The 21,242-nt window shown below is 54.4% G+C and carries 23 protein-coding genes and 2 pseudogenes; 14 read left to right on the top strand and 11 right to left on the bottom strand.

Features of this window, described 5'->3' with window-relative positions; genetic code table 11:
* Window positions 1-488 precede the first annotated feature (488 nt).
* Together ACP90_RS27535 and ACP90_RS27530 are read right to left on the bottom strand one after the other, a co-directional pair.
* On the bottom strand, window positions 489-1,334 hold the full coding sequence (locus ACP90_RS27535) for a methyltransferase (RefSeq protein WP_062492124.1): 846 nt from the start codon (window positions 1,332-1,334) through the stop codon (window positions 489-491).
* A gap of 3 nt (window positions 1,335-1,337) precedes the next feature.
* Complete coding sequence (locus tag ACP90_RS27530; protein ID WP_062492122.1) at window positions 1,338-1,793, bottom strand: hypothetical protein; 456 nt, start codon at window positions 1,791-1,793, stop codon at window positions 1,338-1,340.
* Window positions 1,794-2,437: 644 nt separating this feature from the next.
* Here ACP90_RS27530 and ACP90_RS27520 point away from each other — a divergent pair.
* Window positions 2,438-2,890 carry a MucR family transcriptional regulator gene (locus ACP90_RS27520; RefSeq protein WP_062492117.1) on the top strand — a complete coding sequence of 151 codons (453 nt, stop codon included), beginning with the start codon at window positions 2,438-2,440 and terminating at the stop codon, window positions 2,888-2,890.
* 14 nt (window positions 2,891-2,904) lie between these two features.
* Here the strand turns inward: ACP90_RS27520 and ACP90_RS27515 are convergent, their stop codons facing one another.
* The 4 genes from ACP90_RS27515 to ACP90_RS27495 all read right to left on the bottom strand — a co-directional run bounded on the left by ACP90_RS27515 (window position 2,905) and on the right by ACP90_RS27495 (window position 4,947).
* Window positions 2,905-3,264: a hypothetical protein gene (locus ACP90_RS27515; protein WP_062492115.1), complete on the bottom strand. Its 360-nt coding sequence runs from the start codon at window positions 3,262-3,264 to the stop codon at window positions 2,905-2,907.
* A 336-nt stretch (window positions 3,265-3,600) separates the two neighbouring features.
* On the bottom strand, window positions 3,601-4,050 hold the full coding sequence (locus ACP90_RS27505) for a hypothetical protein (protein ID WP_062492111.1): 450 nt from the start codon (window positions 4,048-4,050) through the stop codon (window positions 3,601-3,603).
* Complete coding sequence (locus tag ACP90_RS27500; RefSeq protein ID WP_062492109.1) at window positions 4,022-4,276, bottom strand: type II toxin-antitoxin system Phd/YefM family antitoxin; 255 nt, start codon at window positions 4,274-4,276, stop codon at window positions 4,022-4,024. The genes ACP90_RS27505 and ACP90_RS27500 overlap by 29 nt, the downstream gene beginning before the upstream one ends.
* A gap of 389 nt (window positions 4,277-4,665) precedes the next feature.
* Window positions 4,666-4,947, bottom strand: a complete 282-nt coding sequence (locus ACP90_RS27495) for a hypothetical protein (protein WP_062492108.1) — start codon at window positions 4,945-4,947, stop codon at window positions 4,666-4,668.
* A 206-nt stretch (window positions 4,948-5,153) separates the two neighbouring features.
* Here ACP90_RS27495 and ACP90_RS27490 point away from each other — a divergent pair.
* The 5 genes and pseudogenes from ACP90_RS27490 to ACP90_RS27470 all read left to right on the top strand — a co-directional run.
* A pseudogene (locus tag ACP90_RS27490) lies at window positions 5,154-5,555 on the top strand (ATPase, T2SS/T4P/T4SS family); the annotation flags it as partial.
* Window positions 5,545-5,904 (top strand): TrbC/VirB2 family protein, encoded by a 360-nt coding sequence (locus tag ACP90_RS27485; RefSeq protein ID WP_062492106.1) that lies wholly within the window; start codon window positions 5,545-5,547, stop codon window positions 5,902-5,904. The pseudogene ACP90_RS27490 and the gene ACP90_RS27485, both read left to right, overlap by 11 nt.
* Window positions 5,897-6,193 carry a conjugal transfer protein TrbD gene (locus ACP90_RS27480; RefSeq protein WP_062492104.1) on the top strand — a complete coding sequence of 99 codons (297 nt, stop codon included), beginning with the start codon at window positions 5,897-5,899 and terminating at the stop codon, window positions 6,191-6,193. The genes ACP90_RS27485 and ACP90_RS27480 overlap by 8 nt, the downstream gene beginning before the upstream one ends.
* A 59-nt stretch (window positions 6,194-6,252) precedes the next feature.
* Window positions 6,253-6,717: pseudogene (locus ACP90_RS27475) on the top strand (CbtA family protein); the annotation flags it as partial.
* A 77-nt stretch (window positions 6,718-6,794) separates the two neighbouring features.
* Window positions 6,795-7,319: a hypothetical protein gene (locus ACP90_RS27470; protein ID WP_062492102.1), complete on the top strand. Its 525-nt coding sequence runs from the start codon at window positions 6,795-6,797 to the stop codon at window positions 7,317-7,319.
* Between the two features lie 2 nt (window positions 7,320-7,321).
* On the opposite strand, the gene ACP90_RS27465 is transcribed toward ACP90_RS27470, so the two are convergent.
* Complete coding sequence (locus ACP90_RS27465; protein WP_077294808.1) at window positions 7,322-7,648, bottom strand: DUF1636 family protein; 327 nt, start codon at window positions 7,646-7,648, stop codon at window positions 7,322-7,324.
* A 534-nt stretch (window positions 7,649-8,182) separates the two neighbouring features.
* On the opposite strand from ACP90_RS27465, the gene ACP90_RS27460 reads away from it, so the two are divergent.
* Window positions 8,183-8,836 carry a thioredoxin domain-containing protein gene (locus tag ACP90_RS27460; RefSeq protein WP_062492099.1) on the top strand — a complete coding sequence of 218 codons (654 nt, stop codon included), beginning with the start codon at window positions 8,183-8,185 and terminating at the stop codon, window positions 8,834-8,836.
* 135 nt (window positions 8,837-8,971) lie between these two features.
* The gene (locus ACP90_RS27455; RefSeq protein WP_062492224.1) at window positions 8,972-10,975 is read left to right on the top strand and encodes a M23 family metallopeptidase; all 2,004 of its coding nucleotides are present in this window, start codon (window positions 8,972-8,974) and stop codon (window positions 10,973-10,975) included.
* Window positions 10,976-11,262: 287 nt separating this feature from the next.
* Here the strand turns inward: ACP90_RS27455 and ACP90_RS27450 are convergent, their stop codons facing one another.
* Both ACP90_RS27450 and mntR read right to left on the bottom strand, forming a co-directional pair.
* Window positions 11,263-12,117, bottom strand: a complete 855-nt coding sequence (locus ACP90_RS27450) for a phosphatase PAP2 family protein (RefSeq protein WP_228148169.1) — start codon at window positions 12,115-12,117, stop codon at window positions 11,263-11,265.
* Between the two features lie 369 nt (window positions 12,118-12,486).
* A complete protein-coding gene (gene mntR, locus ACP90_RS27445) occupies window positions 12,487-12,942 on the bottom strand; it encodes a manganese-binding transcriptional regulator MntR (RefSeq protein ID WP_062492097.1) in 456 nt (151 codons plus the stop codon).
* A gap of 119 nt (window positions 12,943-13,061) precedes the next feature.
* Here mntR and ACP90_RS27440 point away from each other — a divergent pair, with 119 nt between their 5' ends.
* The 4 genes from ACP90_RS27440 (at window position 13,062) to phnE (ending at window position 17,281) form a co-directional block, all read left to right on the top strand.
* Window positions 13,062-14,915, top strand: a complete 1,854-nt coding sequence (locus tag ACP90_RS27440; RefSeq protein WP_062492095.1) for a cytochrome c peroxidase — start codon at window positions 13,062-13,064, stop codon at window positions 14,913-14,915.
* Window positions 14,915-15,772: a phosphate/phosphite/phosphonate ABC transporter substrate-binding protein gene (locus tag ACP90_RS27435; RefSeq protein WP_062492093.1), complete on the top strand. Its 858-nt coding sequence runs from the start codon at window positions 14,915-14,917 to the stop codon at window positions 15,770-15,772. The genes ACP90_RS27440 and ACP90_RS27435 overlap by 1 nt, the downstream gene beginning before the upstream one ends.
* On the top strand, window positions 15,769-16,470 hold the full coding sequence (locus tag ACP90_RS27430; protein WP_286145780.1) for an ATP-binding cassette domain-containing protein: 702 nt from the start codon (window positions 15,769-15,771) through the stop codon (window positions 16,468-16,470). Before ACP90_RS27435 ends, ACP90_RS27430 begins: the two co-directional genes overlap by 4 nt.
* 67 nt (window positions 16,471-16,537) lie before the next feature.
* Window positions 16,538-17,281 carry a phosphonate ABC transporter, permease protein PhnE gene (gene phnE / locus ACP90_RS27425; RefSeq protein WP_062492091.1) on the top strand — a complete coding sequence of 248 codons (744 nt, stop codon included), beginning with the start codon at window positions 16,538-16,540 and terminating at the stop codon, window positions 17,279-17,281.
* Between the two features lie 164 nt (window positions 17,282-17,445).
* Here phnE and ACP90_RS27420 read toward each other — a convergent pair whose 3' ends face one another.
* Window positions 17,446-18,063, bottom strand: a complete 618-nt coding sequence (locus ACP90_RS27420; RefSeq protein ID WP_062492089.1) for a transglutaminase-like cysteine peptidase — start codon at window positions 18,061-18,063, stop codon at window positions 17,446-17,448.
* Window positions 18,064-18,604: 541 nt separating this feature from the next.
* Here ACP90_RS27420 and ACP90_RS28105 point away from each other — a divergent pair.
* Both ACP90_RS28105 and ACP90_RS27415 read left to right on the top strand, forming a co-directional pair.
* Complete coding sequence (locus tag ACP90_RS28105; RefSeq protein ID WP_082809966.1) at window positions 18,605-19,189, top strand: DedA family protein; 585 nt, start codon at window positions 18,605-18,607, stop codon at window positions 19,187-19,189.
* Window positions 19,190-19,437: 248 nt separating this feature from the next.
* The gene (locus ACP90_RS27415; protein WP_209171781.1) at window positions 19,438-20,418 is read left to right on the top strand and encodes a murein L,D-transpeptidase family protein; all 981 of its coding nucleotides are present in this window, start codon (window positions 19,438-19,440) and stop codon (window positions 20,416-20,418) included.
* A gap of 39 nt (window positions 20,419-20,457) precedes the next feature.
* On the opposite strand, the gene ACP90_RS27410 is transcribed toward ACP90_RS27415, so the two are convergent.
* On the bottom strand, window positions 20,458-21,210 hold the full coding sequence (locus ACP90_RS27410; RefSeq protein WP_062492085.1) for a heparan-alpha-glucosaminide N-acetyltransferase: 753 nt from the start codon (window positions 21,208-21,210) through the stop codon (window positions 20,458-20,460).
* Window positions 21,211-21,242 lie beyond the last annotated feature (32 nt).

Here is a 21,242-nt window from a genome sequence, read left to right as displayed (position 1 = left end):
TCTTGTCCGGAGTGGGACGGCAGGTTTCCCCGCCGCCCCCTTCCCTAAAGTATGAATTGGACCCGGATTTCGATTTGCAAGGTCGTCCGGGTCTTTTTCACTTTAAGGGTAACGCTGATAGGCCAATGCCACATCGTCGTTACCTCCGGTTTGAGAGCAAGGCTGTTGCCTCAACCGGGCTAGCCAATCCGGCCCGGTCGCGCCGCTTGCTCTGCGCTGCTGCTTTTGCTGCTCAAAACTGAATCAGGTTTCCTCTTTGTAGAGCGCTAAAACTCTCGGGTTCGTTAACTGGTCGTGCGTTGTCTCAAATGTGGCACCGTCCCATTCAATCCACGCTTCCCAACCGGTCGGCGTCGCTCTGCCGTACCATACTCGAACGCTAATCCGATTGTTCGGCAATTCTTCGACTATGGAAACTGTGTGCGTGCCGCCGAGGCCGGAATCAATGTCATAGACTTTGACTTTTCGTATCGGTCCCATGGTTCCCCTCACAGCAACGCAAGTTGTTCGGCTGGGCGAAGTGGGACGACCGGGACCGGCAGGGCGCTTAGGCGCTCCTGCACCTGACCTTGCCGGGCGCGATCCTGGGCAAACTCGTAGCAGGCAATTTCGCAAATGATCGAGGTATCCTTCCAATCGTCCCTGTACATCGAGGTATCGACGCCCGCGCCTTCATACATGTGGAACCCTGACAACTTCTGATATTCAGCCGCAGGACCGGTTTCAACCCTCTGAAAGCATTGCGCGCCGGAATATCGGAAGGCGGCGGACGCTTGCGGGACGATGAATGCGCCCCGATTGGCCAGTTCGGCCGCGATGTCGATCACGTGAAACTCAAACTGGCGGCCACGATAGCGCGGTCCATTGCCGGCGCGCTTCACGGCACCGAACGGCGGATTGGACACGGCCACGTCAAAACGCTCTCCACCAAGCTCCCTTTGCCAGTCCCTCCAGTCAAAGACATCGGCGCAGATCCAACGAGCCTCCGGCAGCAGCTTTCTGCCCACCTCGACATATCGGGGATTCAGCTCAACGCATGTCAGGTCCGGGCAATTGTCGGCCCATTTCGCGCGGTGGTGCAGGAAGTAGGACAGGATTCCGATCCCGGCGCAAAGATCGATGACGCGGCTGCCAGCGCCCCCGGCATCGATGGAGAAGTCTGCAGCCAGCCCCCAGGGCGTAAAGAACGCCCCGGATGCTCCGTTGATGTGGTTCGCGCCTTCGTGCCAGTTCTGAAACACGAAGTCTTTTTCGTCTTCGCTCAAGCGATCCTTGGTCAGGACCGCCTCGGCCTCCGCGTGGGCCTTGCGCTGCGATTTGGTGAGTTTCGCCATGGCTTAAAACTCCCCATCTACAACGATGATGGGTTCGCTCTTGTCCATGCGAATATTCAAACCTGTCAGGCCGATTCCGATCAGGTCCGGGCCTTCGAAGTTGGTCAATTCAGGATCCATCACAGGCCGGTAAACCGTGATCAGCTCCGCGATCTCCTCGACGGTCATGCGAGGCTCGGCAATGTCTCCGTGCTCATCCCTGCCCACGATGACAAGGTTTCCGGCAAACGGATTTGGAAAGTCCTTGAGGCGAACGATTGTATGAAGACCGTCTGTCAGGCCGTTGTCGTCCACGAAGACATCGTGATTGTCATCGAGGCGGGCGACATCGAAAAAGCTGCACTTGATGCGCTGTTTGACTTCCGCAATGTAGTTTGCCCGGCTTAGGGAGATATTGGCCATTGCCCCGAAAAAGGCATCGTAAAAATAGGCCGTGACGAACTCGGATTTGTTGGTCATAGAGCGATCCCTCAACCTGCGAGGCCGACACAGCAAGCGACCAGCCCGAAGCTGAACAGGCTCACGCTGACAAGCGCGCAGAATTCTTTGATAAACATCTATTTCTCTCCTTCTTCCCGTGGAACGCGGGTTCTGTCCCCGAAAGGGCAGGAGCCCGGCTCCTGCTCCTGAGACCTCGGCGGCGAGAGTGTGGGGGAGGGGGACAAGGGGAAAAAACGGAGGGGGATCGCCCACCGGGACGGCCAGGTGTGGATCCGCGGGCCCGGCCGGCACGCGGATCTGCGCCTGGTCCTGCACGAGGGAGCGACGCCGGCGTGCCGGCTGCGTGAGTGAGGAAGGATGGGGAGACCGATTTTTGCCCTTGGTGGGGGAGGGGGAGCGGCGTTTCCCCTCTCCCGGCAGGGGTGTGATGACCGCCTGCAGGGCGGCCTATTTGAGGATGGCAAGCGGAGTGCGCAGGGCGACGCCCGGAGGTGGGAGGATCGTCACCGGATGGCCGAGACGGGCGCTTGCGCCTGGCTCGGGGAGCGCAGCGACTAGAGCCGTGCCCAAAGGGTGCCGCCCGAACCTATTTACTTAGTAGTATAACGAGCCTAAGAACGGTTCTTCACTTACATTTAGGTAATTGGCGAAAAGGAATTCTTATGTCCGAAGCTGCTCAAAACGACATCTCTCTTGAGCCTGATTTCGTTGATCTGACGGCGGACATAGTTTCGGCCTATGTGAGCAACAATACGGTCGCCTCGGGCGATCTGCCGGCGCTGATCGCAACCGTTCACGCGGCGCTGTCATCCACCGTTCAAGAAGCTTCGGAGCCTGTTGTTGAAGAGCTGAAACCTGCGGTTCCGATCAAAAAGTCCGTGACCAACGATCACATTATCTGCCTGGAAGACGGCAAGAAGTTCAAATCCCTGAAGCGGCATCTGCGGACCCACTACGACCTGACGCCGGAAGAGTATCGAGCAAAGTGGGACTTGCCGACGGACTATCCGATGGTCGCGCCGAGTTATGCGGCTGCCCGATCCGAGCTTGCGAGAAAGATGGGCCTGGGCCAGAAGAGCGCACGGAAGACAAGAAAGCCCCGTTCCAAAACTTGAGGATCCAAACGGCTTCAATCGCTGCCGGCATCGGGTTCGCTGGCGCTGTCCCGCAAAACTCGAATTCCATGCCGCAACAGCGTCCGATCCTTGGGGCTGTCGATCATCACCGTTCGGAAAGCGTCGTGTCCAATTGATATCTTTTGCGTCGCAACCAAAAGCTCAAGTGGCTGTTTTCCTTCGCGGTCCCAGGTTTCGACCCGGAAATGTAAGCCTCGAACGAATGGGTCGGAGTCGGTAATGAGCATGCGATCGGCAACCAAAACGGCGGTTTCCGGGGAAAGCAGTACTGGTTTCTGTTTGCCGATAGCTTGTTCCAGGATCATGCGAGCAAGCTGATCGACGCTTGCCCACTTTCTGCGGTATTCAGCCATTAATCAGTTGCTCGGTCGCGTGATGGATCGATCACATAGAATGTTCTCTTTTTGTTCCTGTGGCAATTCAAATTGTAGGCCGTCCCATCTAGCTGTCGCTGCTCGTCAGGCCAGTCAGAGATTTGAGCTCCCTCGCAAGCGTTCGAAGTTCATCCTTATGGTCCCGGACGCATTCGAGAGTCCGGAGGGCGCATTTGAGCCGGAGAATGTGTTCCTCCTCCTCGCTGGCCATATGGCCGCGCAGGCTCGAAAACCGTTGTTCGCGCTTTTCAAGAACATCGCGGATTTCATCGATCTGGGCGTAAATGGACCGTTCCGGCACGACAGCTCCTCCAATTATCGTTCTCGTTGAACGAATTGGAGCCGCTTGGCGCGGATCGCCTCGGCGAGCTTTTTCAGGATTTGCCCGACAAAGGCGTGGCTGAATTTTCCATAGGATATCGTCAGCGGGTCATAGCTGATCGGTTCGACATGAAAAGATCCGGGCAGAATGTCCGTATTGGCCTCATCGAGGAGGATCCAGCAGGGGGCGTCACCCTTGAGTTTCAGGCGTTTGCGTTCGGTTTCCGGAACGCGCAAGCACAAGCGGCCGACGCCGGGATCTTTCGTTGTGAGGGGAAACAAAACCACGTCGCCGCTCTTGGACGTCAATGGAACGACAACGCATGCCGGCCTTGCCTTTCGGCCTTGTTCCTCGCCTTTTGCGTTTTCTCTTGACCAAAGGAAGCTATAGGAGATGACAAGACCGGTTTCCGGATCAATCATCTGCGCCTGTTCCTTGCTCATATTGGTCTGCCAAGGCCAGAAGCCCGTCCTCGACGTCGGCAGGCATCGTCTCCAGCGTCACGGCTTTGCGGGGATCCTTGGTGCCCTGCAAACGCTCATAATCTTCGAATGCCATGAGAACGAATCTCGGTTTGCGGTGATGGGTGATGCAGACGGGTTCCCGCCTGGCTGCATCAGTTACGTCGCCGACGTGTTTGTTGAGATCGGCGGTCGTGAAAGTTCGCATCGGAAACTCCCTTAAAATCCAAATTTTATTGATAATATGGATATTCTGGAATTTCAAGATGTGAGGCACAGTCGTGCAGATATGAATCAGCTCTATGTTTGAGGGCATGGCGTTGATTTCCCGCCAGACAACGCCATACCGGTACAACACTGAAGCACAGGGCGGAAACAAAAAGCCTCCGGGCGTTCCGGAGGCTTAGCGGGGACTGATGATTTTTCGAGGAAAATCAGGCTTTATTGTTGTGTTGATTGTCGTCCAGACAACTTAAGAATGGCTTTAAGGCCATTCGTCAGAGCAGGGAAGAAAGCCCGCACGGGCTTGCCGCTAAACAGAACCGATTGCCGGCCGCTCGATGCGGCTGGCAATCGGCCCCCGCCGCGCCGACCTGGTTAGTGGCGCCAATTACGACGGCCATATTTGCGCCCGTCGATGATGATGCGGTCCTGCTGATCGATGGGCGTTCGGGCGTGGCAGAGGACTCCGGCTTCATCAAGGCGGTAAACGACGCAATCGGAATCCCCGAGTGCATAGACCACAAAGCACCACGGGCCTTTCCCGTCTTCGCGATCCTGAAACCATCCGTTCATGTTCCGGCACTGCCAACGCCCGGCCCACCATGTGGCTCCGGGCTGTCCTTTGTCTGTGCGCTGGAAGAGTTCAAGCTGAAGCATGATCCTGTCCCGTGAGCTTTCGTTGGAAAGGGAAGCCGGTCGCGGGAGGAGAGGCCCGCGACCGGCGACGGCTGATTATTCAGCCGCCACGGGAAGAGTTTCGACGTTGCCCATGTCGTCGTCGGTTTGCTGCTCATGTGTGGGCATGCCGCAGCGGATCGGTTCGGGCAGCCAATCCTTATCTTTGAGGGCTTTCTGGGCGAAGGCTGGACATGCAGCGGCTTTTGAAATCGACCATGCGCTTGCGTCCCGACAGGATCATTGTCGGCGAAGTCCGCGATGGCGCAGCGCTGACGCTGCTCAAGGCATGGAACACGGGCCACCCGGGCGGCATCGCCACGGTTCACTCCGACAATGCCTTCACCGCACTGACGCGCCTTGAACAGTTGATCGCGGAAGTCTCTCAGCAGCCAATGCCCCAAGTCATCGCGGAAGCGGTTGACCTCATTGTCTCGATCGAGCGCTCCCCCGAACACGGGCGCATCGTTCGGGACATCGTAACTGTGTCCGGCTTTCGGGACGGCACGTATGACGTTCGCTCAGCCGTTGCATCTCAGTTCCTCAACAAAAATTCCAACGACAGGCAAGGGACACTTCATGTCGCGTAATTTTGTGATTTCTCTCGCCCTGGTCGGAGCCGGACTGTTCGTCATCGAACCAGCCTTCGCCTCTGGTGGTGGTTCGCTTCCCTGGGAAGGTCCGCTTCAACAGATCCAGGCCTCCATCAACGGTCCTGTCGCTGGCGCCGTTGGCCTGATCGCGGTTGCGATCGCCGGCGCAATGTTGATCTTCGGCGGCGAACTTAACGACTTTGCCCGTCGTCTCGCCTACGTCGTTCTAGTTCTCGGCGTGCTGCTCGGCGCGTCCACCATCGTCGGCCTGTTCGGATCCTCCGGCGCCTCCATCGGAATTGCTCCGGAAGGGAACACGGCAATCGTGGAACCGGCTCGTGACTGATGCGCCGGGCCTCAACAGAGCGCGGGTTCACCGCGCTCTTTCACGCCCGACACTGTTGTTCGGAGCAGACCGGGAGCTGGTGCTCGTGACCGGTCTTGCCTCGGTCATTCTGATTTTCGTGATCCTGAAGCCCTATGCCGCTGTGCTCGGCGTGGCGATCTGGATCGTGGTCGTTGGCGTGCTGCGGATGATGGCCAAGGCAGACCCTCTGATGCGCGCTGTCTATCTGCGGCACGTCAAATACCGCGCCTACTACCGGCCGACATCCACGCCCTGGCGGAAATACTGAACATGGTTGCCCTCAAAAGATTCCGGCACGTCGCGCCATCCTTTTCCGACCTGCTCCCTTATGCCTTCATTCTGCTCGCCGGCATGGCAATTGCCGAAATGCGCGGTGCGGTTATAACGGGTCGCAACGGCCTGCTCTGGGGCGTTGCAGGGTTCGTCGCGTTCCACTTCGCGCCCGGATTCAGCCTAGCTCCCGAAGTGCCCGGCGTCGCGGCGGCGGATGTTTTTGCCCGGCAGATTTGGTGGTGGGCCACCGTCCTTACCGCAGGCGCCGGATTGTGGCTGATCGCATTCGGCCGTAACTGGGTGGCCTGGGGCGCAGCAGCAATGCTGCTGCTGGCACCACACGTGATCGGCGCGCCAGAGCCGGACACCTTCACCGGCCCAGTTCCGACCGAGATCGGGGCAATGTTTGCCAGCCGTGCCTTTGGCGTCGGAATGGCAGCCTGGCTTCTGCTTGGTTGTTTTGCAGGTTTTTTCTGGCAGCGCGAGAGGGCGAGGGTCGGCGCAACGCAGGCGGCCTGATCCGGAATCTAAATCATAACCGACCGGGCGAAACATCTCGTTTTGCCCGGTTTCTTTTTAAGGAAGCCTGAAACCCCATGGAACGCTCTCTCGCACTCTTCGCCATCGGGCTGGTCTTTGGCGGAGGCATCGGCTTTGTTGTTGCCGCAAGCAATGGTGTCGCACTTGACGGTCACGACCACTCATCAGCCAGCGATCACCAGATGCAGACCACATCAGTGCAGCTCAGAACTAATCATTCCGGCCAAACCGCTGGCCACGACCACAACAGGACCACCTCAGTACCTGGCGGTCCCGATGCACCGTCCTTGAAAATCAGTGTCTCGCAGGATCCGGTTAGCGGCTACAATCTCCATATCATGACAGAAAATTTCACCTTTGCGCCCGAGCGGGCTGGCTTGGATCATGTGTTGGGCGAGGGCCATGCTCACGTATATGTAAATGGCGTGAAAGTCGCGCGGCACTACAGTGCATGGCTCCACCTGCCGACTCTTCCAAAAGGTGATGCGACGGTTGAGGTTACGCTCAATTCCAACGATCACCGCATGCTTGCTGTCGAGACGGAACCGCTCAAGGCTGCGGTAACTGTGAACGTGAAATAGGCTTATAGCGCCGGAATGCGCGCTCTGAGGCAGAACCGGAGACGTCCACATGGTCGGGCGTCTTCGATCCAGCCTTTGTCCGCTGCCAGAAAGTTTCCGGCCGTCGAGACGATATCGGCAATGTCGTCCGGAAAGATAACACCGGAAAAAAGGTATGCCGCTCTACCAACTCCCTGAAACGCAACCGTAATTGGCTGCTCGCAGGCCCCCATGCATTCAATCTGTGTAACTTCCATTGCCATTCCTGCCTCGTTCAATGATCGACGCAATGCATCCAGATCTGGCGGAGGGTCGCTTTTGCATGTACTGCAAACGATAATACGGTTCATTCGGTCACCTTTGCCGGCAGTGGTGGCACAGCACTGCGAAAGCGTACAAAGCAACACATTTTTTGTCATTCGGATTAAGTCGTATTGTGTTCGACAAATTTATTCTTCCAATTGAGAAATCACTTGAATCTATAGTGGCTAGAGGGTGTATACGCCTGACGAATTAAGAAATCCGACTCAGGCACATCTTTTGGCCAAATCGCAATCTCGTAAATACCCGTCTACAGGTAACGGCTATAAGTTTGCCCATTCTGCTGACCTCGACGGGCCTGCGCGCGCGCTCTGGCTATTGTTCCATGATCCGGCCTATGTATCCAAAAGTTGCCTGCCGGAAGCAACTGCTCTGAAAGTAGCAGTTAGGGATGACTGTCAAGTTCCTACAGACGATCTAGCGACTAAGCGTCATCACTGGCCTCATTTTGCTCTGGAACAGCACGACCAAAAGATCTTCAGAACCATAATCTCAATGCTAGCAAGGCTGGCAATAGTACTTGAGCCAAATCTGCCGGCCTCATCTCTGAAGGTTTCCCGCAAATGAACAACAAATCAATTGTTCTCTCAGTGGCTGTATTTGGGCTGATACTGCTCAGCGTTGCGGCCTGGTTTTTCGTTCGTCCGATGTTTATGAGAGCAGCGATTCCAACCGAACAGACACTGGCGGTGTTGAGGCCTCATTCGCCCATTATTGGGCCTGAGGACGCACCTGTTACTATCGTCGAGTTTTTTGATCCTACTTGCGAAGCCTGTCGCAAGATTTATCCGGTTGTTAGGGATATCATGGCTGAGTATGGCGATACAGTGCGCCTGGCGATTCGCTACGTGGCCTTTGAAGGCAAGGGATCAGTGGAAGCGATCCGAGTACTGGAAGTTGCGCGGAAACAAGGGGTGTTTCAACCCGTGTTAGAGGCACTTTTGCGCGACCAGAAAAGATGGGCCAAAGACGGAGCGCCAGAACAAGAACTCATCATTCAGATATCAACGGAGGCCGGCCTCGATCCAGAAGCTGCGCGAACTCAGATGCTGGAACCCATTATAGCTGCAACGATTAACCAGGACCGCGCCGATGCTGAAGTCTTAGGCGTAACCCAGACGCCCACGTTTTTCGTTAACGGCCGGTCCGTCAATTCGTTTGGCGAGGCGGAACTGAGGGCTTTGGTGAACGAAGAGGTGGCCGCTTCGCGGAAGTAACCAACAGCAAACAGGGAACAGGGAACAGGGAACAGGGAACAGGATCTGTTTGAGGGGCGATGGCAATCTAATGGCATCGCGCTGCACAAACGAATTTGATCCGCAGATTAGTTGCCTAACATCGGACAGATTGCAATGCACTTTGGCGCTACCCCAAACGCCCAGTCCTCAAAAATCGAACTCGGTCAAGAACCGCCGCTGCTTGGTTACGAAGGGTTGTATGGCATGCCGGACCGGCGAGGGGTTTCACTGCGCTGGTTCGCTGGTTCAGCACTCACTGGTGTCACATCCCTGTTCTTGATGGGCGGCGCGCTATTCGCTGCCTTTGATGGCCAATACGAAGTTGAAAGGGCGAAATCCTCGAGTGCTTTATTGAATGAGTTGTCGATCTCGAACAACGGTTACAGCAAAGAAGACAGGGTTCTGCGATCGGCGACTGAATATTCCAGCAAGCAATTAATAGATGTGAATATTGTCTCCCGTGAGGGCGACAGAGATAACATTCGCGCTCAACCACATATTTTCATCAGCGCTACGCTTGCTACCAAGAAAGACCCGTCGCTTGCATCTCAAATTCCGGCCTTCAGTACGCTGAACATATTTTCTAGGAGTGCGGAGAAAGAAGCGACAGGGGCAACCGAGGGAGTTGCAACTTCTCTTCTTGCCGACTCGCTGTACGGTGCGAAATTGGCCAATGATGTCAGTATAAGCCTTACACCATTTCCATCATCGAACACGGATTTCGATTTGGACAAGACGTTGTCAGAATCGGAAATTGAATTGAAAGTTCGCAAATTTATCCGGACCCGTTCGGTGGATGCAACTAACATGGGTTATGAAGCAGTGATTGATCCTGGGCGTTTCGACTTCAATTTGGCGCTTCAGCCAGATTTGGAGCGCTATGCGGTTCGGATAACGCCGGAAAACGTTTCTTTCGTGTCAAAACGCGATGACGATATTCGGTTAGCCGGAATGGATGAAAGCATTGTGCCAGTGGCTCAGGGGCAAAACCTTACGGGGACCCTCCTAAATCAGCAGGTTCCAGAAGTAGAAGCTGCATCGATCACACTTGCGTTTCAGCGATTGTATGGAATCTCCAAACTTGAAGACGGACAACGACTCCGAATAGCGTACGCGCCCTCACAGGACGATCCGGAGCGAAAGCTGCCCGTGCGCATCAGTCTGTATAGCGATACGAAACACGAAGCGACCGTTGCCCAATCAGACGGCGGCGATTACATCAAAGCCCGGCCGCCTAGCACCTTTCCAGCAGCAGCCTTTGCTGACGCGGATCGTGTCTCCCATAGCGGGCCAACGCCAGCGCTATACGATAGTCTTTATCAAACTGCACTTGAGCAAGACATACCAAAAAACATTGTAAATGAACTTGTTCGCATGTTTTCCTTTAGCATCGATTTCAATGCCTCGACTAGGCCTGGTGCTACCATAGAGCTTCTATATTCCAGAGATGACCGTAACTTCGGATCTGAGATCCACTTTGCTGCGCTGAGCAATGGCAAGACAACGCTGGAATTTTACCGTTTCCGGACGCCTGACGATGGAGCTACTGACTTTTACGATGCGTTCGGCCAAAGCGCAGAGAAGTTCCTGATCAGGAAACCGATTGATGGTGGCAGGTTCCGATCCGGCTTCGGCATGCGTCGGCATCCCGTCTACAAATATTCAAGAATGCATAAGGGAGTGGACTGGTCTGCTCCGCGCGGGACACCGATCATGGCAGCTGGAGATGGTACCGTGATAAAGGCAGGTTGGAGTTCCGGCTATGGGAAGCGAATTGAACTTCAACACACCAATGGATACACGACCACCTACAATCATCAGACCGGATTTGCCAAAGGCATAAAGGAAGGTGTTCGCGTCAAACAGGGACAGATCATCGGCTATGTTGGCTCGACTGGACTTTCAACAGGACCTCACCTTCACTTCGAGATGCTAGCTAATGGCCAACCTTTGGATCCAATGCGAGCCAGGCTTCCAGAAGGACGCGTGCTCGATAGAGAAATGCGTGAAAGATTTGAGTCCGAACGAAGTGCGCTCGACAACTTATTACGTGACGCCCGTAGGCCCCGAATTTTGCAACATGACTACAATGAGGAAGCGTTCAATCAAGCAATCTGATGTTGAACTAAAAAGAGGTGTTTCTTAGAGGTTGTTCGATCCTTTTCATTACACTAAGGCCACCGCAAGTGTGCGTTACCATTTGGAACCGTGCCGCCGGTAAAGCCAGCCGGGTCTGCAACACGTATACTGAGTGCTTGTTAGCCAGATCCAAAATATCCTTCTGCCGCGTCGTTTGCCGCAGTGCATAATATCGGAAGTCTTTGGCTGCAAATCTCCTCCGGCATGAAATCAGCGCCCATAGGATCAAACTCGGGGAAACGAAAGGCCGTTCCATAAAACTGTGCTTACCGTCGCCTTAGTCTTTGAAAACTCAGTTGCAGAAATCTTCCAAGAGCTGTCATCCATTCGTCCAACGAACGATCACTCACAATCGGCCGCGTTCTTTGAAAGAACAGATGAAAGACTGCGAGAATGAGTAGCAGCGTTACGCCCCAGGAAATTAATGTGTCAGAAAGGAAGTGACCGCCGAATGCGATTCTGTTGGATGACAGGATGAAGCAAAGCGGCAGCACCAATAGCAGCATCGCTTTGCGCCACGTAGCGGGAACTAGAAAGGCGACTGAAGTCAACCAAATGGCGGAAGACGCTTCTCCAGAGACGAAAGAACAGTTTCGGTCACAATAGTCAGTGACTTTCCAGACAGTTTGATAGGGTAGGTCTCCGCCGAACTCAGCCACATGTTGCGGTCTCGGGCGACCCCAATTGTCCTTCAAGATCAAATTTACGAGCACGCCGGGGCCAAGAACCAGAGTCGACAGCAGAAACAAGGGTTGGCGGAGTGGCATGAGCGGTGGACGATCGGGGATAAGCAACTTCAGAACGAACACAGCAACACAAGTAGTCGCAACCACCTGAACGAGAAATATGCCGAGATACCTTACGTCTCTGAGAAACGCCATGTTCTTCGCCCAGAAACCGAAAACTTCTGAATAAAACAATCCGGTCGACCAAATATCGGCACCGGGAAAGATAAAGAAAAACAGCGACACGGCACAGACATACAACCCGACCGAAATCATCGGATGTGAAACACAGGAGTCGGTCAGCTTTTTTAGAATCGGCTTCCGGCCGTTTTCATTAGGAACTTTGTTCTTCATCGCCGCCATTTTGAACGAATTTCGAGGACTGATCCTGAGCATCTAGAAGGTGTCCGAGGTGTTTCACAGGTGTCAAAATGCCGCCAGCTCGAACAAACCGGAGACGTGTTCAAGCCAACGTTCTGGGTTAACCGTCAACCTGTTGTTGGATGCCTAAATCCGGTTCATTCGAAGGTCGATTGCTCGCGCTGGCCTTCTTCCTTGGAGCTGATCTTGCTTCGCCAGCTGTACAACTTGCGATTAGAGTTTCTGGCCGATCAAGGATAAGTCGCTGCACGACCCACAGCGGGGTTTCATTTAGTTTTGCGGCTTCGCGTTGAGTGCACAGGTTGGTCCCATTCCACTCAATATGCTCTTTGCTGGGTTTAGAAGATTGATTTGACGAAAAGTTGCCGCCAACTCGAGCGGTGCTCAGTCGGCGCCGGACGCGTTTCTTTTCACGAAATCCTGAAACACTTTCAGCGTCTCTTCGCTGACATGATGCTCGATACCTTCCGCGTCTTGCTCGGCCACTTCCGCGGAAATTCCTAGTGTAATCAGGAAATCGACGACAATCCTGTGCCGCTTGCGGCAGGCTTCCGCCAGTTGGCGGCCCGCCTCGGTCAAGCGGATATCGCGGTAGCGCTCCTGAAGGATAAGTCCTTCTCGCTTCAGCCTAGCAAGATTTTTCGATACCGTCGGCTGCGCAACACCGAGCCGCTCGGCAATTTCGACCGGACGCGCAGACCCGTTCAGGTGAATCAGTTCCGCGATGAGTTCCACATAGTCCTCGACCATTTCACTCTGGTGCGCGGTGCGCACAGCCTCGAACCCGCTGGCCTGTTCATCGACACTTCTATCGGACACCTTGGGTGAAGGACCGGTCATGAATGGAACACATCCTCTTTGTTTTCATTGTGATTGTGTATGCCGCGAAATTTGCCACTTGACAATGTGTTAGATTACCCTAAGAAAATTTGCCAGAGCTAAACTTAATAGGCGTAGCTATGAAAACTCTCCTTGCCAGCGCGGTGATCTGCCTTGTTCCGGTCATCGCGCAAGCCACCGCAATCAAAGAAGCCCTCTGGGCTCCACGTGCAGCCGCCTATCGGCACACCTTGTTTCTGGGAAACCTTTCCCCAGTCCCCTGGGAGAAAATCGAAGCCAGCTGGAACCGTGCCGTTCCAGGCAGCTCACTTCCGGATGCCGCGGTTTCCCGGGCAAGTGACGAGGAAGCCGCTGCTCTTAACAGTGCTCTTCAGGTGCAGGACAGGCAGGCGCTGTTTGAAGCGGCAACGGTCATCGTTGCTCAGGGGATACTGCGTCACCTGGAAAATGCGGATGCCGGGCTCGGAACTCCGGAAGCAGCCACTGAGTTGGCCAAGGCCGAAACGCTTTACCGCGCCTTTGAAGATGCTATTCGCACCGTCGATGAGCCTGCCGCTCGCCAGCTTGGCAGGGCATGGCTCATCCTGAACTCGTCCCTAGGCAGTGGCGGCGTTCTGGGCCAAGGCGGACAGGAAAGCAACAAGTCAGAATTCGCAAACGCCCGCAAAGATGTTTCCGATTACATTCGTACCAACTACCTGCCGGCAGAATTTGCAACCCGTGACAAGCTGGCTCCTGTTCCGGAAACGGTTTTCCTTTCTGGACAGGAAGTGAAACTGCCTGCAACATTGCCTCCGGGATCAAACATCGCCGATCAAAGCGAGCTGCCGCGCCTTATTCTTCAACTCGAGGAAGCCGGTGAAGACGAAGCCAACCTGCCGCTTGTCGCTTATGGCGACATGCTGTTTGACAGTCCTGAGATCTTCGGCGGACCTGCGCAGGAACTCGGGATTGCCTGTTCCACCTGCCATAACAGATCCGACATCAACAGGGAGTTCTTCATTCCGGGCCTCAGCTATCGCCCCGGGGGAATGGATGTCGACGGTGCCTTCTTCAATCCGATGTTCAATGACCGGAACGACGATCACCTCGATACGCCGTCGATGCGCGGTATACGGTTCACCGCGCCTTATGGCCGTGACGGACGCGAACCCAGTCTGCGCCGTTTCATCCGCAACGTGATCGTTACCGAATTTGCCGGCAAGGAGCCGACCCCGTTCCAGCTTGATGCGCTAGTCGCCTATGTCCGTGAGTTCGACTGGCTGCCGAATCCGCAAATCGACCGGGCAGGCCGGTTGACCGACAAGGCCTCCGACGCGGCAAAGCAGGGTGAAGCCATCTTCAACACTGATTTTCCAGGACTGAACGGCAAGTCCTGCGCGTCCTGCCACACGCCGGATCAGAATTTCACCGATGGACTGACACACGATATCGGCAGCTCGGAGCCACCCTTCCCCGGAGGCACGGCTACCGCCTTCGAAACGCCAACGCTGCGCAACATTAACTTCACCGCCCCCTATATGCATGATGGTTCGCTGCCGACGCTGGCCAGCGTTGTGGATTGGTTCAACGACACCAGAAATCTTGGGTTGGACGAAGAGCAACGAGCAGACCTGACGGCGTATCTGGAAGCCATCGGCGATGGCGAAGAGCCCTATCAGCGCTTTGAAGGCCGTGACAGTGTCTTCCGCCTGTCCTGGGAAGAGCTGACTACTTTCGCGTCAACCCTGGACACTCTTCTGCCCGCCCGCGATGTCCAGAATATCGCGTTGCTCATCGATACGGTTGCGCCGGATCTTGCAGCCGACGCCAGCGTGATGACCAATCAGGCGGCAAAATCCGAAATCTATGAACTCAGCGCCATCCTGAGGGCCGTGGGCGATGCCAGCGCTGAAGGTGACTGGGGCGACGCGGAACAGCAATGGCAAAAGTTCAAGACCATGCAGGCCGCAATTGACGAGAGGATGTTTTGATGCTGAACCGCCGTACGTTCTTGGCCGCTGCCTCCGCCAGCTTCGTCCTGCCGGCTTTTGCCGCCGAGGAGGGTCTGACCTTGGCCTTCATACCGCAGGAGAACCCGGAAAAGCTTCTGGGAGATATCAAAGTCATCACCGGCTGGCTTTCGGAGCAAATGAGCGTCCCCGTCACCGGTTTCGTCACTTTTGACCATGCAGCCGCCGTCGAGGCGCTTCGAAACGGCGATGCTGACATTTCCTTCATGGGCGCCCTGCCATTTGTTCTCGCGGAAGATCAGCTCGGAGCGGTACCGCTTTTGTCGGAAGTCTACCGGGGTCAGCCCAGCTACTCCGGACGAGTCTTCGTCCGCAAGGACAGCGGCATTGAAACCCTTGCCGATCTCAAGGGGCGTGACATTGCCTTCGCAGACCCTGTATCGGAATCCGGTTATATCTATCCGCTGGATCTGTTTGTCCGCGAGGGCCTGATTGCCGATGCGGCGGATGCCGACAGCTTCTTCGGCAGGAAATTCTTTGCCGGTGGATACCAGCAGGCGATGCAGGCCATGGCAAACGGATTGGTCGATGCCTCCGGAGCGAGCCAATATGCGGACCTCTTTTTAACACCGGACCAGCAGGCAGAAGTCAGGGTTCTGGCGGAATCGGAACAGATCCCGAGTCATGCGGTCATTGCACGCCCCGGCCTTGATGCCGGATTGCAGGCAAAGTTCGTTAAGGTGATGCTCAGCCTGAACGATCCGGAAAACCGCTACCTGCTGGCCTATCTCTACGGCCCGGACGGTTACGTTACCGCCGACCCGGAAGTCTATGAAGGCGTTCGCGAAACCGCGCGGCGCTATGGTTTCCTGAAATGAGTGTTGCCGCCGCCCTTTGCGATGTTACGCATCAGTTCGATGAGCATCCAGCCCTGTCGAATATCTCCCTGACCCTGAAGGAAGGAGAGACCGTTGCGTTTCTGGGGCCGTCAGGGGCGGGAAAGTCAACCCTGCTGGCACTTCTCGACGGGCGGTTGCGGAACTGGCGCGGTACGGCAGAAGTTCTGGAGACACCTTACTCGGCGACAGCACGTCCCCCGAGAGATGCAAGATCGGAGGTAGGCTTCATTTTCCAGGAATTCGCGCTGGTTGACCGGTTGAGCGTTTACCAGAACGTGATGAACGGAAGGCTTGGCCGGATGCGGACCTGGCAATCGCTCTGGAGCCGCTTCGGTGAACGCGATCACCTTGTCGTCTCCGGTGTTCTGGAGGATACCGGATTGACCGATCTGGCCGCGCGCCGCGCGGACAAACTCTCCGGCGGACAACGGCAACGCACCGCCATCGCCCGGTGTCTGGCCCAGGAACCGAAACTGATCCTGGCAGACGAACCGGTCAGCAATCTCGACCCGGCCAATGCCGAGAAAATTCTCGGCCTGATTACAGGTGCTGCCCGCAAACGCGGCATCACCGTCGTCTTCAGCTCGCATCAGCCGGAGCTGTCACAGCGTTTCGCCGATCGCATCATCGGCCTGCGCGACGGCAAACTGCTCTTCGACCGGCCTTCGGGCAGGTAAGCGCTGCCGATATTTCGGAGCTTTATCATGGCGCGTCTCCGAGCGCCGAACTGCGTGTGGTGAGTTGATGTCGCGCACCGTGACCTGGCTTGTGCTGGCCGCTGCCATCTTGTGGTCACTGGGAAGCGCAGATATGGGATTGGAAAAGCTCCCCGGCGCAAAGGCGCGCCTGGGCGAATTTTTCGGCCGGATGCTGCCGCCAGACATGTCCATTTGGCCGGAAGTTTTGCAAGGTCTGGCGGAGACCCTGCGCATTGCCATTCTGGGAACTTTCTTCGCCGTCCTGTTTTCCGTCGTTCTTGGCATTTTGGCAGCGGAAACACTGGTTCCGCCGGCAATCTGGCGGCCCGTCCGATCGCTGCTTGCGATCGTGCGGGCAATTCCGCTGATCCTGGTTGCCATGCTGATGGTCGGTGCAGTCGGCCTTGGACCGTTGCCCGGTATCCTGGCAGTGACATTTCACGCAACGGGCATGCTGGCGAAATTTTACGCAGAGGCGATCGATACCGTCTCGCCCGAACCGGTGAAGGCACTGGAAAGCGCGGGCGCCAACAGATTACAGCAACTGCGCTGGGGGATCTGGCCGCAAATGGCGCCGCTGGTTCTGCGCGATACCGTCTTCCGGTTCGAACTGAATTTGCGCGAGAGCCTGATCCTCGGCGTCGTCGGCGCAGGCGGCATCGGTCTATATATTCAGACCTACGTCCGCTCGTTTCAGTACGACAAGGCAGCGACGGTGACGCTGGCGATCATCATTCTTGTGCTGCTATCAGAAGCCGTGAACACCGCTTTGCAGAAACGCTTCTCCTGATTAGATGTGCAGCTTTTCGAACTGATCATGATGTCCAAAGAAGCTGCGACCCTAAAAACGCAACTAATTCCGAAGCCTAATCAGCGGGCTCCTTCCTCACTGTTCTGCGCATCAATTAAGACCGCGGTCCCAGAGGAAGGCTCCAGGACGTCTAGAGTAAACCGTTACTTCCTTGGTACGCTGGCAACAGTGGTCACGCGGGCGTCGTCAATCCCGGTCCAAAGCGCGGCGGAATACGGAGATTGACGTTTAATGTATCGGTACGGCGTCGAATACCAAGGCAGAACTGTTTCAGCTTGGTTGTCCAATATCATGTCCCCGTAGTCCGTGCGGACTGTCAGCACAGCATGACCACCATTCTGGAGGTCCTTTGCGACGGTGATTAGCAGAGTGCTGCGCGGCCATCCCGCATTTAGAAGCTCTCGTTGCTTTTCAAGGACATATTCCTCACAATCTCCATATCCGTCGTCTGGGTAGGTCCAATACTCTGGTTTGCCATAGAGATCGTCATCGGTCATTGGCCGAACACGACGATTTACATCCGTGTTAATCGCGAGCAATTCCTGCCATCTTTCTTCCGTCAATTTTACGACGACCGGCTCATAGCGTTCATTTGAACAAGCACCAATGTTGTCTCGGCAAAACTGTACGTATCCGATGGGTGCTTTGACGTCTTGTTTCATGTCCATAAAGCGCCCGGGATCGGCTGACGCAGACGCGGAAGAAGTTACCAACAATGCCAGAAAAGTTGTTGGCAGAAGTATATTTTGTAGTCTTTTCATCCCAAAGCCCTCCCTTAAGGCTGGCTTCACGATGTCATCTTGAATTTTATTTTAATAAAAGCTTCTCAGTAAGTATTGAGTCAAATAAAAAGAAATATAAACTAATATTTGAATTACATTTTACTATAATTCTAATTAGACTTGTCTAAAATTTTATCTTTCTCCTGCAACAAACTGATATGCTTACATTTCTTCCGTTGATGGTCCTTGAATTAAATAAAGGAGGATTTGGCGTGCACCCTGACAATCGAGAGCTTAAAAAGAAATCCAGAAGGCAATTCAGGTGAATATTTCGGCAAGTTTTTTGAAGGCAGAGCAACCCATTGATTGGATCGCCGCGACCAAACGAGGTTCCACAGCATACGTCCAACAACTACAGGCGGCCTGATCCCGCTCGTGACAATTCAACCTTTTTGAGAATGGCCTTACGGCCGAAAAAGACGGCCCTCGCAGAGGGCCTCTCACTGCTACCTTGGAAAAACAATCCAACACAGTTCCAACGTCGTATGTACAGTACCGATATGTTGGCTGGGTATAGTCGATGGACGCACTTGAAGAATGGATCAGAGTAAATTCGTACTTGGTATACGGGATACTATTTTTTTATTGTGCGATGAAAAGTGGGGCTCTGCCGCTGTTTGCTGCTATCTTTGCCAGCACTGATGATCTTTCGATATTTGCAGTATCTGCGGCATCCTTTCTTGGCGGATACTTAGGTGATGAAGCACGGTTTTATCTTGCGCGGCGATATGGTGACTATTTGACAAGCCGGCTGCCAAGATTAGGTGTGATTGTCAAACGAGCTGAAGGCTTGCTTGCGAGGCACGGAGCCAAATACATTTTTTTGTACCGATATCCAAAAGGTATGCGAACGATCGGCGCATTTCCGGTCGGGTTAAGCAATATGTCCTGGTTGCGTTTCACTGTTTTCAACGCAGGATCCGCTGCCTTGTGGACCACGTTGCTAGTTGCGTTTGGATATGTGTTTGGTGTTGCGATAGTAGAGACTGTAGAACGTAATTGGGGCTGGCTTAGCGTTGTCGCGATAGGGGTATTCGCACCTTTGGTTTGGCTTGTGTATCGCAATAATTTGACGAGTGCGCAAAAGGGATTAAGAACTCCCTAGTGTCAAAAACAAAAAATAACCACTTTTCCGGACAATCAAATGTACGGTCGATGTGCTCGCATTTGTAACAGCTCTGTTCTGTCCTTGTTGCGAGAGAACCAGAAGACCTCAACGATTCCTATTGCGAGGAAACCGAACAATGAACGTTGCCCTCCTGAGATGCGAGTATTCTAGCGAAATGTCAGGTAGTTATGCGTCCGGAGATATTTGAACCGGCACAATTCGCCCGGAGGATCCTGAGTGTGAGCATGACAATTTTCATGCTTCTGCTCGCGGGATGTGTAGGTTCGTCAATTGAAATGGAATCGCGCGGAGAAATTGCAATTCCACATGAGGTCAAGGCGTTGATGCGCAACAAAGGGGTCGAGGGATCAGATCCCGTCTTCATCCGAATTTTCAAACAGGAAAGTGAGCTTGAGGTTTGGAAAAAAAGGCGCGCCGGTGATTATGTTCTTCTAAAAACATACGAGATGTGTCGTTGGTCCGGCGATCTGGGTCCCAAACGAGCCGAGGGTGATCGCCAGGCACCTGAAGGCATATATGAAGTCACGCTGGGGAGGCTTAATCCCAACTCTAAGTATTTCCTTTCATTTGATTTGGGGTATCCGAACAAACTTGAACGCGCGAAGGGTTACTCTGGAACTGCGCTCATGGTCCACGGAGCCTGCTCGTCTTCCGGGTGCTTCGCAATCACAGACGAGCAAATCACCGAAGTGTATGCTCTAGTTCGGGACGCATTGCGCGCCGGGCAACCTTCCGTGCAGGTGCAATCACTCCCTTTTCGTATGACACCTGAAAATCTTGCGAGGCACTACGACAATCCAAACCTCAGTTTCTGGCTGGATCTCAAAGAAGCTTCCACCACGTTCGAAGTCCTGCGGCGTCCGCCAGAATTCCGGTTTTGTGAAGGAAGATATCGTTTTGGCGCAGCAAAAAACCCAGGAGCTGACTACGGCCCCCTTGGACAGTGCCCGCAGTTGGAACCACCACCGCAAAAAGTTTCAGAAAAGATCGCTGCTGACCTAAGCTCAGTTGAACAACTTCGGGAAGGGGGCGGCAATATCGTAAGTTCTTACGCCGACGGTGGAATGCACTCTAGGTTTCGAAATGTTCTTTTGGAAAAGGGAGCTGAATTCCTCGCGAGGAAAACATCGAGTAGCGCCGTACCGGTTAGCAGACCAAAGGCAGCACTGTCCGACCCATACAGACCTTTGCTGTCTCAGCAATGACTTTTTGGTGTTGTGAAGGATGTAATCGGAGCCTCGGCCTTAGCGAAGCATTCGCGCAACGGGCAGAATGATAACGAGGAGCAATGGCTGGTGAACCAAGTATATCAATAAACTGTTTCGCCCCATCCAAGACAGGATCCTGGTCAGTTTGGTATTGTGCAGATCAGGAAATGAGCGTGAATCGCCGTTTTTGATATAAAAAATCTTGGCTAGAAAAATGCCGATCAAGGTCAATCCGGCCCATGGCAGAATTGGAACGAAATCGTTGCTGGGTGGGGGGGAACTAGACACGCCAATCCATGCGAGCCACCGGGTGTTGAACAGTTCCAATTTTACGAACTGCGGCAGGATGAGTAAGCCGGTTCCCGAGATTAGTGAGACCAGGGCGGGCAAATTTAGAAATAAAACACCAAAAAGAGAAGAAACCGCAATCGCGTGCAAGATGCCGAAAAAAATGTAAGTCTGCGGAAACGCGATCCACGTGACCAATGAAATCGAAATCGCAGCTGCACCGATCATCGTCACACGTCTTACAAATCTGCTAAACTTGAGCCCTTTTCTGTGCGCAAGGACAAGGCTCACGCCGACTAGAAACATGAAGGTTCCGGCGAGCAAGCGGCCGAATGCAAGCCATACAGGATGGAACGCGAATCCGTCGATTAATCCCGAAAACTCCAGATCCCAAACAATATGAAAAAGCACAACGCCAAAAATAGCGATACCTCGCACGGTATCGATCAGCAAAACTCGCTGATTTGATAGACTTTCGTCATCATTGTCTGGACTAATCATTTCGCTCGTAGTTAAACCTTTTTCGGCCTCAG

The organism is Labrenzia sp. CP4 (genome assembly GCF_001579905.1).
Taxonomy (GTDB): Bacteria; Pseudomonadota; Alphaproteobacteria; order Rhizobiales; family Stappiaceae; genus Roseibium; species Roseibium algicola.
Note: the sequence above shows the minus strand (reverse complement) of the source record. Positions and strands in the feature narration are given on the sequence as shown.

Coding starts and splice junctions, on each gene's coding strand:
- ACP90_RS27535 (WP_062492124.1), bottom strand. CDS start 1,334: ATGGCGAAACTCACCAAATCGCAGCGCAAGGCCCACGCGGAGGCCGAG.
- ACP90_RS27530 (WP_062492122.1), bottom strand. CDS start 1,793: ATGACCAACAAATCCGAGTTCGTCACGGCCTATTTTTACGATGCCTTT.
- ACP90_RS27520 (WP_062492117.1), top strand. CDS start 2,438: ATGTCCGAAGCTGCTCAAAACGACATCTCTCTTGAGCCTGATTTCGTT.
- ACP90_RS27515 (WP_062492115.1), bottom strand. CDS start 3,264: ATGGCTGAATACCGCAGAAAGTGGGCAAGCGTCGATCAGCTTGCTCGC.
- ACP90_RS27505 (WP_062492111.1), bottom strand. CDS start 4,050: ATGAGCAAGGAACAGGCGCAGATGATTGATCCGGAAACCGGTCTTGTC.
- ACP90_RS27500 (WP_062492109.1), bottom strand. CDS start 4,276: ATGCGAACTTTCACGACCGCCGATCTCAACAAACACGTCGGCGACGTA.
- ACP90_RS27495 (WP_062492108.1), bottom strand. CDS start 4,947: ATGCTTCAGCTTGAACTCTTCCAGCGCACAGACAAAGGACAGCCCGGA.
- ACP90_RS27485 (WP_062492106.1), top strand. CDS start 5,545: ATGTCGCGTAATTTTGTGATTTCTCTCGCCCTGGTCGGAGCCGGACTG.
- ACP90_RS27470 (WP_062492102.1), top strand. CDS start 6,795: ATGGAACGCTCTCTCGCACTCTTCGCCATCGGGCTGGTCTTTGGCGGA.
- ACP90_RS27465 (WP_077294808.1), bottom strand. CDS start 7,648: ATGAACCGTATTATCGTTTGCAGTACATGCAAAAGCGACCCTCCGCCA.
- ACP90_RS27460 (WP_062492099.1), top strand. CDS start 8,183: ATGAACAACAAATCAATTGTTCTCTCAGTGGCTGTATTTGGGCTGATA.
- ACP90_RS27455 (WP_062492224.1), top strand. CDS start 8,972: ATGCACTTTGGCGCTACCCCAAACGCCCAGTCCTCAAAAATCGAACTC.
- ACP90_RS27450 (WP_228148169.1), bottom strand. CDS start 12,117: ATGCTCAGGATCAGTCCTCGAAATTCGTTCAAAATGGCGGCGATGAAG.
- mntR (WP_062492097.1), bottom strand. CDS start 12,942: ATGACCGGTCCTTCACCCAAGGTGTCCGATAGAAGTGTCGATGAACAG.
- ACP90_RS27440 (WP_062492095.1), top strand. CDS start 13,062: ATGAAAACTCTCCTTGCCAGCGCGGTGATCTGCCTTGTTCCGGTCATC.
- ACP90_RS27435 (WP_062492093.1), top strand. CDS start 14,915: ATGCTGAACCGCCGTACGTTCTTGGCCGCTGCCTCCGCCAGCTTCGTC.
- ACP90_RS27430 (WP_286145780.1), top strand. CDS start 15,769: ATGAGTGTTGCCGCCGCCCTTTGCGATGTTACGCATCAGTTCGATGAG.
- phnE (WP_062492091.1), top strand. CDS start 16,538: ATGTCGCGCACCGTGACCTGGCTTGTGCTGGCCGCTGCCATCTTGTGG.
- ACP90_RS27420 (WP_062492089.1), bottom strand. CDS start 18,063: ATGAAAAGACTACAAAATATACTTCTGCCAACAACTTTTCTGGCATTG.
- ACP90_RS28105 (WP_082809966.1), top strand. CDS start 18,605: ATGGACGCACTTGAAGAATGGATCAGAGTAAATTCGTACTTGGTATAC.
- ACP90_RS27415 (WP_209171781.1), top strand. CDS start 19,438: ATGACAATTTTCATGCTTCTGCTCGCGGGATGTGTAGGTTCGTCAATT.
- ACP90_RS27410 (WP_062492085.1), bottom strand. CDS start 21,210: ATGATTAGTCCAGACAATGATGACGAAAGTCTATCAAATCAGCGAGTT.